The sequence below is a fragment of the Oligoflexia bacterium genome, from assembly GCA_034439615.1.
In the GTDB taxonomy this organism is placed as follows: domain Bacteria; phylum Bdellovibrionota; class Bdellovibrionia; order JABDDW01; family JABDDW01; genus JAWXAT01.
Genome location: JAWXAT010000008.1, coordinates 63045 through 79329, shown reverse-complemented (window position 1 = coordinate 79329; position 16285 = coordinate 63045). Strand labels below are relative to the sequence as shown.

15 protein-coding genes and 2 tRNA genes are annotated in these 16285 nt (G+C 42.6%); 7 read left to right on the top strand and 10 right to left on the bottom strand.

What is annotated here, in order from left to right; genetic code table 11:
* Positions 1–410 precede the first annotated feature (410 nt).
* The 6 genes from SGI74_02220 to SGI74_02195 form a co-directional block, all read right to left on the bottom strand.
* Positions 411–1586 (bottom strand): nucleotidyltransferase, encoded by a 1176-nt coding sequence (locus tag SGI74_02220; GenBank protein ID MDZ4676298.1) that lies wholly within the window; start codon positions 1584–1586, stop codon positions 411–413.
* Between the two features lie 8 nt (positions 1587–1594).
* Positions 1595–2545 carry a CBASS cGAMP-activated phospholipase gene (locus SGI74_02215; GenBank protein MDZ4676297.1) on the bottom strand — a complete coding sequence of 317 codons (951 nt, stop codon included), beginning with the start codon at positions 2543–2545 and terminating at the stop codon, positions 1595–1597.
* Between the two features lie 11 nt (positions 2546–2556).
* Complete coding sequence (locus SGI74_02210; protein MDZ4676296.1) at positions 2557–2784, bottom strand: DUF2188 domain-containing protein; 228 nt, start codon at positions 2782–2784, stop codon at positions 2557–2559.
* Between the two features lie 130 nt (positions 2785–2914).
* Positions 2915–3466, bottom strand: a complete 552-nt coding sequence (locus tag SGI74_02205) for a helix-turn-helix domain-containing protein (GenBank protein MDZ4676295.1) — start codon at positions 3464–3466, stop codon at positions 2915–2917.
* Between the two features lie 28 nt (positions 3467–3494).
* Positions 3495–4580 (bottom strand): ATP-binding protein, encoded by a 1086-nt coding sequence (locus SGI74_02200; GenBank protein ID MDZ4676294.1) that lies wholly within the window; start codon positions 4578–4580, stop codon positions 3495–3497.
* A complete protein-coding gene (locus SGI74_02195) occupies positions 4580–4756 on the bottom strand; it encodes a TIR domain-containing protein (protein ID MDZ4676293.1) in 177 nt (58 codons plus the stop codon). Before SGI74_02195 ends, SGI74_02200 begins: the two co-directional genes overlap by 1 nt.
* An 86-nt stretch (positions 4757–4842) precedes the next feature.
* Between SGI74_02195 and SGI74_02190 the strand changes: the two genes are divergently transcribed.
* The 7 genes from SGI74_02190 to SGI74_02160 are packed head-to-tail and all read left to right on the top strand — an operon-like array spanning position 4843 to position 13655.
* Entirely contained in the window at positions 4843–5439 is a 597-nt protein-coding gene (locus tag SGI74_02190) for a restriction endonuclease subunit S (GenBank protein ID MDZ4676292.1), read from the top strand.
* Positions 5436–6953, top strand: coding sequence for a type I restriction-modification system subunit M (locus SGI74_02185; protein ID MDZ4676291.1), 1518 nt, complete (start codon positions 5436–5438; stop codon positions 6951–6953). Before SGI74_02190 ends, SGI74_02185 begins: the two co-directional genes overlap by 4 nt.
* Entirely contained in the window at positions 6943–8157 is a 1215-nt protein-coding gene (locus SGI74_02180) for a restriction endonuclease subunit S (GenBank protein MDZ4676290.1), read from the top strand. Before SGI74_02185 ends, SGI74_02180 begins: the two co-directional genes overlap by 11 nt.
* The gene (locus tag SGI74_02175; GenBank protein MDZ4676289.1) at positions 8154–9185 is read left to right on the top strand and encodes a DUF4917 family protein; all 1032 of its coding nucleotides are present in this window, start codon (positions 8154–8156) and stop codon (positions 9183–9185) included. The genes SGI74_02180 and SGI74_02175 overlap by 4 nt, the downstream gene beginning before the upstream one ends.
* Positions 9182–9727 (top strand): hypothetical protein, encoded by a 546-nt coding sequence (locus SGI74_02170; GenBank protein MDZ4676288.1) that lies wholly within the window; start codon positions 9182–9184, stop codon positions 9725–9727. The genes SGI74_02175 and SGI74_02170 overlap by 4 nt, the downstream gene beginning before the upstream one ends.
* A 2-nt stretch (positions 9728–9729) precedes the next feature.
* Positions 9730–12924, top strand: coding sequence for a type I restriction endonuclease subunit R (locus SGI74_02165; protein MDZ4676287.1), 3195 nt, complete (start codon positions 9730–9732; stop codon positions 12922–12924).
* A 2-nt stretch (positions 12925–12926) separates the two neighbouring features.
* Positions 12927–13655, top strand: a complete 729-nt coding sequence (locus SGI74_02160; protein MDZ4676286.1) for a SprT family zinc-dependent metalloprotease — start codon at positions 12927–12929, stop codon at positions 13653–13655.
* Positions 13656–14406: 751 nt separating this feature from the next.
* Here the strand turns inward: SGI74_02160 and SGI74_02155 are convergent.
* The 4 genes from SGI74_02155 to SGI74_02140 form a co-directional block, all read right to left on the bottom strand.
* A tRNA-Asp gene (locus tag SGI74_02155) sits at positions 14407–14483 on the bottom strand.
* 26 nt (positions 14484–14509) lie between these two features.
* Positions 14510–14584, bottom strand: a tRNA-Val gene (locus tag SGI74_02150).
* Positions 14585–14588: 4 nt separating this feature from the next.
* A complete protein-coding gene (locus tag SGI74_02145) occupies positions 14589–15056 on the bottom strand; it encodes a hypothetical protein (protein ID MDZ4676285.1) in 468 nt (155 codons plus the stop codon).
* Between the two features lie 38 nt (positions 15057–15094).
* Positions 15095–16207 (bottom strand): winged helix-turn-helix domain-containing protein, encoded by a 1113-nt coding sequence (locus tag SGI74_02140; protein ID MDZ4676284.1) that lies wholly within the window; start codon positions 16205–16207, stop codon positions 15095–15097.
* Between the last annotated feature and the right edge of the window lie 78 nt (positions 16208–16285).

Sequence of the window (16285 nt, the reverse complement as noted above, 5' to 3'; positions counted from 1 at the left end):
TCTCCGTGAGCTAATTCTCCGACTGCAAATTTTCTTGTAGTGATCCAATACAGATACGGAATAATGCAGTTGGAAGCAAAACCCGAAAGAGTTGGCTCGTCATAAGATAGCATTTTCAGTCTGAGGGGGGAGCCCAGACATAGAGTGTCGTCGGGATTTATGTGGTGTTTACCATCCCGAGGGATTTTACCGTTCACTTCTCTAACTTTGGGAAGTCCCAAGGGGAAGTTGTCTGGCACTCGAATTTCAAGCGAATATGCATCTTGGGTCTCTGGTTCATCCTTAAATTTAGCAACGAAATCAAAAGTGCCATTCAATATGAGGTGGGTCGATCCGTCTGTGACGACGGAGACCGACATATTGGGATAATCAGAAAGAAAGGCACTCAGGCCGATGGAGTCCAAGTTCATTCAAGAATTGAATTCCCAAGGTTTTGCCGCACGACTTTCGTCAATAACTTGAACCCTCGAGGGGCTTGCATGTGGAGTGGTTGTGGACATGCCAAGACTCTTTGCAAGATCCGACTCGTTCAATACCAAAGAGAAGCGGTCTTTGACTTTGCCAGCTATCAAGCGGACATCGTTAGACTTTTCAAGGAAATCAAAGTCTGCTTTGGCTTGTGCAAGCCAATTTTTAAAATTGGCTTCCAAGGTTGTATCGGTTGTCCATTTGTCGGCAAAGTCCTCGTTAGGGTCAACAGGATTTGGAACACGAGGTTTAGCAGTCCGAACCAAGGACTCCATTTTGTTTAAAATGTTTGTGAGGGAATCACCTAAATCTGATTCGCCATTATAAGCACGAGCAGCCAGAGTCGTGATAATAATGGAAATCGGTTTTTTATCGGGGGCTTTTGCAAACATGATGTCTCGATGCTGCTTCAAAAGTTGAATGGCCTGCTGGAGTGGTGTTTTTTTCTTGTATGTGGGAACCTTATCAACTTGAGCCTTTTCAAGCATATTATAGAGAGTCTGTCCTAGCATATTATCTTCAAACCACGAAGCGTAGCCCTCTGGATTACTGATTTTCCAATCATCCGAGATAGTTCTGTAGTTTGAATTTCGGTCATCCGTGATGACTATAGTTGTTTCCGCAGCGCTAGAAAACTGGTCACTTTCACTTTTGCGAATAGCCTCGCTCAATTCAATTCGCCGTTTTTGGTCTTCTGGGATCGCAGGGACAATGTCCGCATGGAAACTCAACTCGTCTTGATAAATCAGTCTCCAGCAACGATGTTTTAGTTCAAGTTTCTCCTGAATTCCTCGTGCTATACGATAAGCTTCCAGCTCTTTACCGACAAGGTTCTTAACGTACTCTTGGGTGTGGGTTTTCTTTGAAATCCCTTGGCGAAGCACGCAGGACAAATCCAGGTCATATTCTTCATTGTGGTTCAAAGGCTTAATCACTGTACCAAGGCGGAATGAACCTTGTGAAAAAACGTGGGGATCATATTGGTTGAGCGAAGATTCCTTGCGACCGAACCAATCCCCGATGTCTTCGTACCGCTTCACTGCTTTATCGTATGCCGACTCAGGGATATCCAGTTCGGCCAGCATCTTTTTAAGAATGATTTGTTTTTTATTTTGCATAAGGCTCCTTAAATTGTTTCTAAAAATGCTTTGAGTTTATCGCTCTCATCTGTAAAGAGCTTGTCCGCTTTGGCGATCAATGAATCGACTGCGGTGATATCATCGAGGGGAAGTTCTTTGTCGGATTCAAAATTAAGTCGCATCCATTGCGACTCGGGCAGCATCAGTTTTAAGTGGTTGTGTGCCGCCTGTGACTGAAGCGACAAAATAAGGCTGATAAAGTTCTTTCGCTTCCACCGAGTGAGGAAACCCCATCCAAATAAACTTGGCACCTGCTCGTAATATGTTTTTTCATGGCCAGTTCCCAGCGATAAAACCCTTAAGGATTTTGGATCTTTGTTCATACGGTGTATGGCTTCGATGGTGGCGGTTAATGCAGGATTGTTTGCCCATAGCCCGCCATCGACCAAAAGGTATTCCTTCATCTTGTAGGGATCAAAAAAAGTCGGGGCACTACAAGATGCGATGACGGCATCTCGCACGAATACATCGGGGTCCCGGGTGAATTTATCGGAATAGCCCGACTTAAAAACATGAACACGACCATTGCCAATATCTGTCGAGGGCAACATCAGCGGAATTTTTACTTCGCCCAGTTTTTTATCCCCGAAAACTTCCCTAAGCAGTTTTGATAATTCATCGTGGGTGTAGGAGCTATGGAGTAGCGATTTAAGCCAGCCAAGTCCAAGCGACGATGGAATTAGAGACCACTTTTTGCGAAAAATACGCGACCCGTGCTTTTTGTAGAGATCGATGATCGCGGACGGTTCAATTTCACAAGCAAGAGCTGCGGCAATAATGGCCCCTGTGCTGGTTCCCGCGATTAGATCAAAGTGTTGTGCTGGGGTGACTCTAAATTTGGCGTGCATTTGTTGAATGATATGGGCGGGGACAACCCCTCGGATGCCCCCGCCATCAATAGCTAAAATCTTAAAAGTCTTATCCGAATCCGCGTTCAAGATGCGCACCCTCAGTTCTTGTCTTTAGGTGGGCAAGGATCGTTCCCATAGCTATTTTTCTCGCCAATTTGCCCATTGGTTTTGTGAATAACGTGTTCTGTTTCAGAGCGCTTGGCTTGACGACGACCTTCGGTTTCCGCGTTAGCCTTTGTGTGGTGTGTGGACGTCGTCTTTCCACCTTGTTTATTTGCCCAACCGCTTCCGCTAGGGACAGTGTGAACAGGTTTTTTGTTTGCCATATGATATCTCCCCCACAAGTGCTCTGATTAAATTAATCAGTTTAATCAGATGTTATCAAAAAAGCCGCCAACGCAGCTCTTCATATAAAGTATGACATGAATTCTGATTAAATCAAGCAGATTAAGGAGATTATTTTATAGCCAAGAAGTTGTACTCAAGGCCGCCACTCTCAGCGGCTTCTTTTCCGCCTAACAAAAGGCCCTGATCGAGCATTTTTTTGAGTCTAACGCTGGCGTTGGGGATCTTGATTTTCAGTTCATCAGCAACCATCGAGGTTGTTACAATTCCTTTTTTCATAATAAATCCAAGCACTTCTTTTACGCCATCACTCAGGTCTGGGCCGATAGTATCAAAACCTTTGTCTTTGATAACGATCATCGGCTGATCTTTAGCTTTTGCGGCATAGTCAAAGTTGTCCATCAGGTCTTTGGAAGCAAAATCCCTTAAATAGAATCCAACTTCGCCCCTTTTGGCTTTGGCGAGTGAAACAACGCTTTCTCGCGCAAAGGAAGCGTCCATCATCTCCATACCCTCAAAGGAAATTCCAATGGTTTTACTTGCTGGATGCGCGTCTAACTCGGCCTGTAGTTTTTGATAGACCTGACGGCCCAAGGGGTTACCAAAAGCGGTGTCTTTACCAACGATGGCTTTCAATTTAATGACGGTCTTTTTCTGGTTCATCTGCTTAATTTAAGCAGGAAAAACAGGACTAGTCAATCACGAAGTCGAAACAGATATGAGTTCCTGTAATTCTCGCTAGATTCTTTTTTTTGATAACACGCTTTAGTTGTTCGTCTTCAAAGATAAACTCCAAACTGAAGTTTTCTTGGCGAACGGAATACTTTGCTTTGAACTTTAGTGCTCTGTCTCGACTTGTTTGAAATCCCAAGCCGCGCCCAGCTCCGTATCTACTGATTAAACCCTTACTCATCACTTCGGTTACCAGGGCGAGGTCATTCTCCACGCTCTCTTCGTGATACTTGTCGTACAGCGTTTTGTAATGCGTTTGCAGTGATGGCCTTAAAGATGTGGCAATTCCAACGCCACTATCAGAAACGATTGTTTGAATATGGGGAGACTGTCCTCCATATTTTTGAAGGCCCGCAAAGCCATTTAATTTCGTTTCACTATGATCTTGGATGTTACCCGTCAGTTCGGCGAAGATCGTGGACACAGCTGTTTTATAGTTGTCGCCCGTAAGAGATAGAAATTTAGCAGTGAGCCTTTTTATTAGCTCATCTTTCGCGTCCTCATCCTCATGTGGTGTTACGATACCAAGCTCAACAAGATTTTCACTTTGTCCCCTGTGGCTTGTGGCCGTTGAAGTCGTCGGTCGCTGAGGTAAGACATTGATGCTCTCGTTGAGATGATCGAAAAACCCAGCCCTGTTCAAGTAGTGTTTGAGTTTTCCGTCGTTGCTGAAATCAATCGTTACATCTACTTTTCTAAAAGCCAGTTGATTACAAAGGGCAAGCAATCTCGCTAAGGCGTCTAGCAGAAAGTAACAGCCTTTAGGCAAAATGAAGGAAACCTTTGTGGCATTTTCAAGACCATCACCTGCATCTTGTAAAGTCACTTCAAACGAATCGCAATTGACCCAACAATCGCCCCCAAAAGTAATCGTGATCTCTTTCCCCATTAATCGCCAGCGATACTCTGCATCCACAGCGAACCTGTCTTGATTGGCGTAGAGGATTGGATTGAGTTCACCTTTTGTGCAGCCTAACCTCTTGGCAATGTCTTTCGCCATGATGTTAGGCTCGGCTCTTAAAAGTTTCTCAATCTTGGTGACCATCAGCAATTCTGTTTCCCATCATTGTTCTTTTTGATCTGATCGAAGTTACCTTTTGCTAATGTGGTCAATGCAACATTTTGAAATGTAGGAGCACCCTGAGTGACCCAGCTATTTCGGACAACCATAGCCCTAGAAACATCTTCATATTTAAAACTAAAAAAGACCTTTCTGGCCATCGACTCCCCCTCAAAGTTCTGCAATAATTTAATTACTGTTGACATAATCATATCGCAGTAATCTAATTACCGCAAGGAAAAATATAATGATTAAAAAACTATCTGAGGTTACCGACATTTACCTTGGTCAGCCGATCCGGGACAAAATAGAAAACACCCCGTCCGGGGACTTTTTTATCGTCCAAATGAAAGATGTGACCAAGGATTCGGGTGTCAAGACTGAGGCCCTCTATAAAATCAATTTAAAGGGCCGAATTGGGCCTCGGTTGGTCAAAAAAGGCGATCTCCTGTTCGTGCCGAGGGTCTTCCGTGGCTCCCTCCCATACAGTGTTCTGGTCGATGCCGACTTACCGAATCTTGTGGCGGCACCGACGTTCAATATTTTGTCGGTGAAAAAGAATCTAATCAGAGCCGAGTATCTTCATTGGTTCATCAACTCCGAGATCCACGGGGGGAAGTTTTTTAAACAGAATGCAATGGGCAGCTCTGTCTTGAACATCCCTAAGAATCTATTGAACGAGATGGAGGTCGTATTGCCTCCACTTCAACAACAAGATCGCTTCATCAAACTAATTCAAGCCGCAAATCTGGAAAAAGAAATTATGGAGGCCCTCGTAGAAAAACGGCGGGTCCTCGTAGATGCGACTCTAACAAAATTTAGCAATCAAAAGGAAAACACATGAGCAACAAACAAAACCAAGTCAATCAAGACGAAATCAATCAAATACTCTGGCAAGCCTGCGACACTTTCCGTGGGATTTTAAACTCTGCCACTTACATGAACTACCTGCTCCCGATGTTGTTCTTGAAATATATCTCGGACACTTGGGAAGAAAAGTACGAAGAATTCGATAAGCAATATAAGGGCGACAAAGAGCGAATCCAAAGTCGTCTTAAAAAAGAGAGATTTGTTCTTCCAAAGAAGTGCCATTTCAAAGACATCTTTGAACAAAGAAATGCATCCAACATCGGCGAGATCATCAATGTAGCCCTAGAGAAAATTGAAGATGCCAACAAAGAAAAACTCAGTGGGGTCTTTAGAAATATCGATTTCAACAGCGAGGCCATGTTGGGTCAGACGAAAGATCGAAACACAAGGCTGAAATCCCTACTTGAAGACTTTAATAATCCAAAATTGGACCTTCGCCCAAGCAGGATTGGAAACTTGGACGTTATTGGTAGTGCCTACGAATACCTCATTGGCAAGTTCGCAGCAGGCGGCGGCCAAAAGGCTGGAGAGTTTTATACTCCTGCCGAAGTTTCAGAGTTGGTTGCTGAACTGATTGATCCGAAAAAGGGTGACCGCATTTGTGACCCTGCCTGCGGTTCTGGATCATTACTTATCAAGTGTGCAAATCAGCTTCTTAAAAAAGACGTCAACGATTTCTACCTTTATGGCCAGGAGGTCAATGGTCAGACCTATGCCCTTGCGAAGATGAATATGTTTCTGCACGGAGTGGACAACGCCCGAATTGAGTGGGGCGACACCATCAGAAATCCAAAGCTCATCGAGAAAAATAGCACGATGAAGTTTGAGGTCGTGGTGGCAAATCCACCATTCTCGCTAGAGAAATGGGGATATGAGGAAGCATCCGCAGATGCTTACAACCGCTTCCATCGGGGGTTGCCGCCAAAAACAAAGGGCGACTTCGCTTTTATCTCGCACATGGTGGAAACCATCACTGAAGACTCTGGCCGCGTCGGTGTAGTTGTTCCGCACGGAGTTCTATTCCGCGGAGCTGCCGAAGGAAAAATTCGACAATCTATGATCGACGATAATTTGCTTGATGCTGTGATTGGACTGCCTTCCAATCTTTTCTTCGGAACAGGTATTCCTGCTGCCATCTTAATTTTTAAGAAGAAGAAAAAAGACGACTCGGTTTTATTCATTGATGCCAGTCGTGAGTTCCAAGACGGAAAAAATCAAAACACTCTAAGAACACAAGACATCGAGAAGATCGTTAACACTTACAAGGCTCGTGAGTCCGTCGATAAGTATGCTTACAAGGCTAAAAAGAAAGAGATCGTCGAGAACGACTACAACCTCAACATTCCCCGCTATGTGGACACCTTCGAGGAAGAGACCGAGATCGACATCAATGCTGTTCAGAAGGAAATTAACCAATTAGAAAAAGAGCTATCCACCGTTCAAGCTCAGATGAAGGGTTATTTGAAGGAGCTTGGATATGATGCCTAGTGGGTGGGAAATCAAATCTATCGGTGGACTTGATGCCTACGTAACAAGTGGATCGAGAGGTTGGGCTGCATACTACTCAGGCTCAGGAGATCGCTTCATTAGAATTACGAATCTCCGAAGAGATAATATAAATCTCGATTGTTCCGATATGAAGTTTGTTTCTCTGCCATCTGGTTCACAGGAGGGATTGAGAACCAGACTTCAAACTGGCGACATACTTGTATCAATCACAGCAGACCTTGGAATTGTGGGATATATCCGAAGTGAGCCAAAAGTCCCAAGTTATATCAATCAGCATATTGCTCTGGTTCGTATCGATTCAAAAGACATTCATAAAGAATTTATTGCACATCAGCTTTCGTCTCCTCAGGTGCAAAAGAGAATACAAAAGCTTAATGATTCTGGCTCAAAAGCTGGACTTAGCTTGGACTCGATACGAAATGTGGAGATGGAAATTCCTCCGCTCAACGAACAAGAAAAAATCGCCAAGATCCTTTCCACTTGGGACGAAGCGATTGAGAAGCTGAAAGAAATAGTTAGACTCAAGTCTGCTCATTACACCTATATGAGAGATTTATTAACGAATCCCTTGGTCCCAAAGTGGAGTGGGGTCTTAAATGACCTTGCTAAAGGATATAATGGGCTATCAGGGAAAAACAAAAACGATTTTATTGGTGGGGACAAAAGGTTCATAACCTATAATTCTGTTTTTAGAAAACCTCGTGTCGATTTTGAAATGTGCGAACTCGTCAGCGTGAGCGATGGCGAAAAACAAAACAAGGTTGTCTTAGGTGATATTATCTTTACAGGCTCCTCTGAAACACCAGACGAAGTCGGCATGAGTTCTGTCATTCTTGATACTCATGATGCTGTCTATTTAAATAGTTTTTGTTTTGGATTTAGATTGAATAACTTTGAAGTTCTTATTCCCGAATTTGCACTGCATTACTTTCGATCAAAAAAAATACGAAGCCAGATAGTAAAACTCGGTCAAGGAGCAACGAGATACAACCTCTCAAGAGAGAGAATGACACAGCTAAAAATCTCTATCCCGAGTAAAAATGAGCAAAAAATGATTTCAAATGTTTTGGATGGATTGCTTCAAGAAGTCGGTACAATTGAAAAAATTTTGGCTGCTTATAGCCGCCAAAAACAGGGTCTCATGCAGCAACTCCTCACTGGAAAAAAGAGAGTTAAAGTATGAACGTAATTTCTTTTCAGGATGCTATTGTTAAGTCGCAGAATCCATCAAAACGTTACCTCCTTTTAGGGAATGGATTTAGTACTGCTTTATTTAGAGATATTTTCTCTTATAGCTCCATTCGAGAAGAGGCCGATTTTTCGTCATCACCCGAGCTTGCTTCAATTTTTGATCAGATTGGCACATCTGATTTTGAGAAAGTTATCAGAGCAATGGAAAATGCGGCTACAATAGCTGGTACTTACTCAGCAGATCCACACCTTGTGGTCAAAATTAAATCTGACGCAGAAAAATTGAAGCAAATTCTTGTTGAAACAATATCTTCTCGCCATCCTGAATCAACCAATCAAGTAACAGATGCTCAAAAAATCTCGTGTAATTCTTTTTTAGCGAATTTTAAGAAGATATACACCCTCAATTACGATGTTTTATTGTACTGGGTCCTTGTACATAGTCGAGAGGCACGAACCGACGATATCGACGATGGGTTTCGTTTGGGAGATGAGGAGTTTGGAATCGATTATCGCGTTTTTGATTCCCCTCATAGTCCAACGTTTTTCTTTCTACACGGAGCTTTGCACCTTTACGATTCTGGAAGCCAAACTAGGAAATATGTGTGGGCAGATTCAGGTCGTCCCCTAATTTCTCAGGTAAGAGATGCGATTACTAAAGACCTTTATCCTCTCTTCGTGGCAGAAGGCACTTCAGATCAAAAGCTAACTCGAATAAATCATAACGGCTACCTTTCAAAAGCGCTTCGGAGTTTTGAGGCTGTGTGTGACATGAAGGATGCCGATCTGTTTGTATTTGGACACTCACTAAATAATTCTGACGATCATATTTTAGGTCATATCAGAAAAGGTAAAATCAAACGAATATTTATCAGTTTATTCCGTGGTGGTAATCCCAATTATCCTGCTGATCTTATTAATAAGGCGCAAAGCCTTAATGTTGAGCGTGCAGCGAGATCGCCTCTAGAAGTCATTCTATTTGATGCAGATTCCGCAAATCTTTGGGGCGGAAGTATATGAGTGATTTATCAACTTGGGTTATGTTGGTGGCAACAGGTGTTAGTGCAGTGGCCACGGTCGTTTCAGCATTAGCGGCATGGCGGATGTGGAAAGTCTCAGAAAGCACCCTAAACCTACAGGCGTCTGTGGAGGTGACCAAAAAGCCTCTCGTTCATATTTGGTACAATGGAACCCAAAGTTTAACCCCAAAAGTTTTTGGCGGCATGACTATAATTAATATTGGTAAGGAATCCTTGCCTGTTAGAAGACTGAGAATATTAGGGAATGGTCGCCAGTCTTTAGGCTTCAAATTGTTAGACCCAACCTTGCTAAAGGTAAAAAGATATTCACCTGAAGACCTAGACAAGTATCAGCCTAAATTCGAGCAGGAAGCTACAGATTTTGTCTTATCACCGACCGAGATATTTCAAGCATCAATAGAAATTGATTCTTCACAACTCACTCTTGAAGTCATGTACTACGACAACAGCTTTGAATTTATCGAGATCGATACATCTAACCTTGGGGGTAAGTACATCCTCACAGGCCAAGGAAGGAAGTAAAAATGGCTATAGCAAAACACACGGAGGATTTGGTTTCCCACATCCCCGCTATTCACCTTTTGGTAAACCTTGGCTATCAATATCTGGCACCAAGCGAAACGATCAAGCTCCGTGACGGCAAGCAAAGCAAAGTTGTGCTAGAATCCGTACTTGAGGATTGGCTTGCTAAGAACAACTCCATCAAATCTAAAAATGGAGCTGTCCTGTTTAGTCGTGAGAATATCAAAGAGGCCGTTACTGCGATCTCTAATATCCCTTTTGACTCACTCTTATCAAATAACGAGCGAATTTATGATCTGCTTACTTTAGGTAAAAGCTTAGAGCAGAGCATTGATGGCCTGAGCCGCAGCTATTCGCTGCAATTCATTAACTGGAAAGAACCGCATAAAAACATCTTCCATGTGACTGATGAATACGAGGTTGAGAAACGACACTCGCATCAAACCAGACGACCGGACATTGTTTTATTCGTCAACGGCATCCCCCTTGTAGTGATTGAATGTAAAAAGCCGGGGCTCAACGATGACGCAGTTAAAGAAGGAATTAGTCAGTGCTTAAGAAATCAAAAGACTGACGAAATTCCCGAACTGTTTACCTTTTCGCAAATTCTACTGAGTCTTGCCCAGAACAAAGCCAAGTACGGAACCACTGGGACATCAGAAGAGTTCTGGGCTGTGTGGAAAGAAGAAGATTCCGAGGGTCAAGAAAAAGGTCTCGAGGTCTTAATTAACAAACCGCTGAGTGTTTCAGATAAAACTATAATCTTTTCTGAGCGAGAACCTCATATACAGAAAATCATGGAAGGTCTTTGGAATGATGGCAGTCGTCTACCATCGGCCCAAGATCGGACCATTCATTCACTACTTCGGCCCGAACGATTGATGGAGCTGATTTATCAGTTTATTGTCTTCGACAATAAAGAAAAGAAAGTTTGCCGCTATCAACAGTATTTCGCGATCAAAGAAACCTTAAAGCGAGTCACCAAAGTTCGTGGCGATCAAAAACGACAAGGCGGAGTCATCTGGCATACCACAGGTTCTGGTAAATCGCTCACGATGGTGATGATGGCCAAGGCACTGGCCCTTGATGAAAGCATCACAAATCCAAGGATTGTATTGGTCACTGACCGTGTGGATTTGGACGATCAAATTTATAAGACCTTCCTTGCTTGCGGCAAAGAGGCTGAGCTTGCTAAGGCAAGTTCCGGTCAAAACTTAATCGACCTGATTGAAGAAGAAAAGAAATCCATCATCACAACCATTATCGACAAGTTTGAATCGGCCAGTAAAAAGAAAGACCTGAAAGTTTTAAGTCACAATGTTTTTGTGCTGGTGGATGAAAGCCACAGATCACAGTACGGAATCAGTCATGCCAAGATGGTGAATATGCTCCCGAATGCTTGCTACATAGGCTTTACGGGCACACCACTTTTAAAGAAAGAAAAAACGACGGCCCAAAAGTTTGGTGGCTTCATTCATAAATACACAATGAATCAAGCCGTGAAAGACGGCGCAGTTGTTCCGCTTTTATATGAAGGCCGCATGAGCGAGCTTCGTGGTAATAAAGAGCAGATCGATAAATGGTTCGAGCGGATTACGAAAGACTTAACTGATCAGCAGAAAGCGGATCTTAAAAAGAAGTTCCACCGAGAAGAAGAAATATTAAAAACTAATCAGCGATTAGAAGAAATCGCTTTCGATATTCAAGAACATTTTAAGGCGAACTTTAAAGGAACTGGTTTCAAAGGGCAGCTGGCTTGCTCGAGTAAAGAAAGTGCCATCCGATACAAGAAATTCTTTGATAGCTTCGGCGAAATCAAAACTGAAGTGATTATCTCGGGCCCTGATACTCGTGAAGATCACGCAGATTTAGATGAATCCAACATCCCAGAAGTTCAAGCCTACTGGAAAAGCGTAATGGCTCAGTATGGCTCTGAAGAAAAATATAACGAAAAGATTATCAAAGCTTTTAAAAAATCTGATGAACCAGAAGTACTGATCGTTGTAGATAAGTTATTAACAGGTTTCGATGCTCCAAAAAACTCTGTTCTGTATGTGGATAAGAGGCTGAAAGAACATAATATCCTACAAGCGATTGCTAGGGTGAACCGCGTCTTTGAAGGAAAAAGCCACGGCCTTGTTATCGACTATCGCGGGATCTTCGGTGAATTAAATGATGCAATCGATACCTACGCAGCGCTAGAAAACGAGGGCTTCGAAAAGGAAGACATCGTAGGTACGATCGTCAACACCGAACTTGAAATCAGGGAACTATCTCAACGGCACACTAATGTGTGGGAGATTTTTAAAGAAGTTCAAAATAAATCGGACACCGAAAGTTTGCAGAGACATCTTGAACCCCTGGACGGTCGTCAAGAATTCTACAAAAAACTAACGGCATTTTCAAATACCTTAAGAATTGCTAACGGGAATGCGAAATTCCAAGATGAAACTGCCGCTGAGACTAAAAATATGTACCAGCGAGATCTGAAAATGTTTATCGAGCTTCGCGCTGCGGTAAAACAACGCTACGGCGAAACAGTAGATTATTCATCTTACGAAAAGCAGATTCGTAATATGGTTAATAAATACGTCGAAGCAGACAAAGTAAAAATCATCATTCAACAGGCTAACGTATTTGATGAAGCTGAGTTCCAAAAGGAATTGGATGGAATCGAAAATCAAGCCGCCAAGGCCGACACAATTGCTTCTCGATTGAAAAGATCAATCGCCGAAAAATCAGAAGAAGATCCAGCTCTTTATAAAAAATTATCTGAAATGATTGATGAAGCCATCAAAGCCCACAGGGCCAAACGACTGTCTGATGGTCAGTATTTGGCGAAGGTAACTGAAGCCATGGAAACTATGCGGGGAAAAAATAAGTCCGATTATCCGGCCAGCATCCGAAACTCAGACGATGCGAAAGCTTATTACGGTGTATTACGACAAGAGCTTGGTCTTGAAGTTGCTGATGCAGACGAGGTTATGGCCGACAGTGCTTTAAAAGTTCATGAGGTCATAGAGAAACACAAGATCCGTGATTGGTCGGGCAACCGTGATGTGCAGAATAAAATGGCCATCGACCTTGAGGATCTACTTTACGCACTGAAGGGGCGGCACGAATTAAATTTGACCTCGGACAAGATGGACGAGATCATTAACACACTAATCATGGTTGCAAAGAGAAGGAACACTTAAGAGTGCTTGAGTTTGTAGAATACGGAAGTTCTAAAATTGAATTTAGAATCAAGAGATCCGCACGAAAGACTCTGGGGATAGCTGTACTGCCTGATGGTGCGGTTGAAGTGACGGCACCTCAAGATGCAACCCTTGATAAGATCAAAGAAATTATTATCAAACGAGGCTCGTGGCTTCTGGAGCAGCAAAGACTGGCAGGATTTAATCCAGTACCGCAACCAAGTAAGGCGTTGGTGTCTGGCGAGAGTTTTTACTTCTTAGGTCGGCATTATCGCCTCAAGATTTTTGAATCCAATTACGATGCCGTTGAGATTCTGGACGACAAGCTAATCCTCAATTGTACGTTTCCTGAAAATCTTGAACTAAAACGGTCACTTTTGCTTGGATGGTACTTTAAAAAAGCTAGTGGGGTTTTATCCGAAAGGTTCAGTTTCCATGCTCAAGTCTTCATGCAGGACTCCGTTCAGCTTTTAATTAAAAAAATGTCCAAAAGGTGGGGCGAATTTCATCCCAATAAAAACCTCGTCGTGCTTAATGCAGAACTTGTTGTATCGCCCATGGAGTGCATCGACTATGTGATTGTTCATGAACTGACTCATGCTAAAATTTTGAATCACGGGACGGAATTCTACGATTTGCTTTCTCATCGCATTCCTTCCTGGCGGGCTCTAAAGAATGAATTGGAGCAACATTCGAACGGTTTCAGTTCGCTGAACTATTCTGAGGATTGAGACACTACCGTCCGATGAAATAAACAGTTGAAAAAATTCAGCGCAATTTGAGACTTGCAACGGAACGTTGATCTTTTTCAAGTGAGTCACTGTCACTCTTTCGGATTGGCGCTCAATAACTAGAGGAAGAAAGCTTGGGCGTTCGATCCTGTAATGAAATTCTTCGGAACTAAGGAACTTTTCAAGCTGATCATGACTCTTCAAAATGTTGAGAACGACCTTTTTCATTTCTGAGCTGTACTGTTTCATGGACTTTTCCTTTCGTTGATTCGAGGAACCTTTTCCCCTTCGCCCAAAGCAGAGGGGAAAGGGGCATCGAAAGCGAATGGAGTGCCGTAAGCCCTTGCCCTTTTAGCGATAGCCCAAAGGCATGACGGTCCGAAGGACGGGCGGGCCCTTTGGAAAGGGAAAGGAAAAGCGCACGGCAATGGAGTGAGCGATCAGAAGAACGAAAGGAAGAAGACCTGCCTCAAAGCGGAAAAATTCCCGTTTAAACTTTGAAGCAGGTCTAAAAGCAAATCAGCGCAGAACTACAGAGTTCACAGAAAATTACTGAACCCGTTATCGACGGCATTTCAGCAATTTAGCTCTAGAAATAAGAAGCAAAAAAGAAGCATGGAAGAAGCAAACTCATGACATTTCGTGAAATTTCACGAAATTTCGGGCTGACAATGCGAGGCTCTGCCTCGTGGTTTCAAGTACTTAGGTTATTTGGTGATTTGCCTGATCGGCTTAAAATGCTTGTTGAAAATGGCGGGGTGTACGGGACTCGAACCCGTGGCCTTCCGCGTGACAGGCGGACGTTATAACCAACTTAACTAACACCCCAACTTGAAACCTAAACTTATAAAACTTGGTGGGCGCTGTAGGGATCGAACCTACGACATTCTGCTTGTAAGGCAGACGCTCTACCGCTGAGCTAAGCACCCATTTTTAGTTCAGCCGTTCTAGAACCAATCTTCGCAACGGATTTAATTGGTCATACAGATCAACTACATCCGCAGACAGCTTAAACGGCCGTGCATTTGTGGAGCGGACATTATCATAAATAGCACGCATCACAAGTTGAAAAGACTGTCCCGTACGCAAATCATACATTGGAACCACTAAAACCGACTTTTTGAGTTTATGTACCTTGGTACCAGTTCCAACAACGATGTTTTTTTCGTCTCGTAACACTACTGAAACGATGATTTCTTTTTGGTCATCAAGTTTTAAGATATTTTTACTGTAGTTTTTACCTACTTCTATCTGAACTGAATACTTTGATGACGAACCTTGGGATACCCACCACTTTCCAACTGCTCCCGCCACTGGAAACGGGCCATCTTTAGCAACCGCTGCCATAGAAAACAATAAAACGCTCAAAAAGGCTAAAGTAAGATTTCGTAAATACATCATTTCCCCATCCGTCACATCGAAGTTATGTGATCTCGTTATTAATGGCCAACTAGTACCCTTGCGGATTTATTTAAATAGTAGCCGTTTTTACCCCGAAAAATATATTTCGGTTTATTAAAGTCAGGTTCAATCAATTGACGCAACCTTTTAATGGTCACATAAATTTTATTGTCATGAATCGTCGGATCATACTCTTGATCCCAAACTTTTCTTACAAGAACTTCCTTAGGAAATACCCGCCCAGGATTTTTCAAAAACAGATGCAACAGATCTATTAAGATAAATTGATTCTTAAAATTAACCCTACCTAAACTTCTCTCTACAACTGAATTACTTTCTGGCTCAAACACTAAATCAAAATCACGGTTTTCTGTTTGATGTCCAAGTTCTGCCAAGGCTCCTTTTAAGAGTCTTGTCATGCGAGGTAGTTCCGTTTCATTGACGCTTCTGAGTGCAAGTTGCAAATAAAGTCGTGCGAGCTGCACATCACCAGAGCGTTGAAATGTCGAACCCAAACCGTACAAAGCATTATAGTAAAGAAGCATATTGCTATTGGTTTTTAACATTTCATAGGCTTGCCAAAAACATTCAATCGCACGGTCATACTCTCCCCGATTACGGTGAATGAGGCCGTTAAGGAGACGAGAACTTACTTGGAGATCTGGAACTTGTAAGGCACCAAAAAAAACTTCCAAATTATAAAGTTCCTTCAAAGCCTCTTCCAGCTTGCCTGTGGAGTAGTAGCTGTTTGCAATTCCATAGATCGCGTAACACATATCCACTTTATTATCTTTATCGAGAGCAATCTTGAGTGCTTTTTGAAAATAGTCCATCGAGACTGATTCTTGACCATCGCGGTAGTAAGAACACAAACCAAGAATGTAATGGGTGCGCGAACTTAATTCGTATCCTTCGCGTACAACTAAATCTTGAAGCGATTCTTTTGCATTTTGGATTTTTTGTAATTCTTCGCGTTCAACAAGAATGCGCAACACATAATTAAGTGCATCGACATAACGATCATATTGTTTGTTTTCAATAAATAGTGCACAGGCTTTTTCGAATCGTTCTAGAGCTTTTGAATACTCCGCTCGATCATAATAGAGACGACCCATTTCATAATTATATTCTTGGGCCAATGGTAAACTCATTTGAACCCCCCTCAAAATGTAATACCCTTACATTTGTGTTCGTAATTTCTTACATTAAGTGAATTGTGGCAAGGAATT

Excerpts from the sequence above, each read along its gene's own strand:
- SGI74_02220 (MDZ4676298.1), bottom strand. The coding sequence starts at position 1,586 with ATGCAAAATAAAAAACAAATCATTCTTAAAAAGATGCTGGCCGAACTG.
- SGI74_02210 (MDZ4676296.1), bottom strand. The coding sequence starts at position 2,784 with ATGGCAAACAAAAAACCTGTTCACACTGTCCCTAGCGGAAGCGGTTGG.
- SGI74_02205 (MDZ4676295.1), bottom strand. The coding sequence starts at position 3,466 with ATGAACCAGAAAAAGACCGTCATTAAATTGAAAGCCATCGTTGGTAAA.
- SGI74_02200 (MDZ4676294.1), bottom strand. The coding sequence starts at position 4,580 with ATGGTCACCAAGATTGAGAAACTTTTAAGAGCCGAGCCTAACATCATG.
- SGI74_02195 (MDZ4676293.1), bottom strand. The coding sequence starts at position 4,756 with ATGGCCAGAAAGGTCTTTTTTAGTTTTAAATATGAAGATGTTTCTAGG.
- SGI74_02190 (MDZ4676292.1), top strand. The coding sequence starts at position 4,843 with ATGATTAAAAAACTATCTGAGGTTACCGACATTTACCTTGGTCAGCCG.
- SGI74_02185 (MDZ4676291.1), top strand. The coding sequence starts at position 5,436 with ATGAGCAACAAACAAAACCAAGTCAATCAAGACGAAATCAATCAAATA.
- SGI74_02180 (MDZ4676290.1), top strand. The coding sequence starts at position 6,943 with ATGATGCCTAGTGGGTGGGAAATCAAATCTATCGGTGGACTTGATGCC.
- SGI74_02175 (MDZ4676289.1), top strand. The coding sequence starts at position 8,154 with ATGAACGTAATTTCTTTTCAGGATGCTATTGTTAAGTCGCAGAATCCA.
- SGI74_02170 (MDZ4676288.1), top strand. The coding sequence starts at position 9,182 with ATGAGTGATTTATCAACTTGGGTTATGTTGGTGGCAACAGGTGTTAGT.
- SGI74_02165 (MDZ4676287.1), top strand. The coding sequence starts at position 9,730 with ATGGCTATAGCAAAACACACGGAGGATTTGGTTTCCCACATCCCCGCT.
- SGI74_02145 (MDZ4676285.1), bottom strand. The coding sequence starts at position 15,056 with ATGATGTATTTACGAAATCTTACTTTAGCCTTTTTGAGCGTTTTATTG.
- SGI74_02140 (MDZ4676284.1), bottom strand. The coding sequence starts at position 16,207 with ATGAGTTTACCATTGGCCCAAGAATATAATTATGAAATGGGTCGTCTC.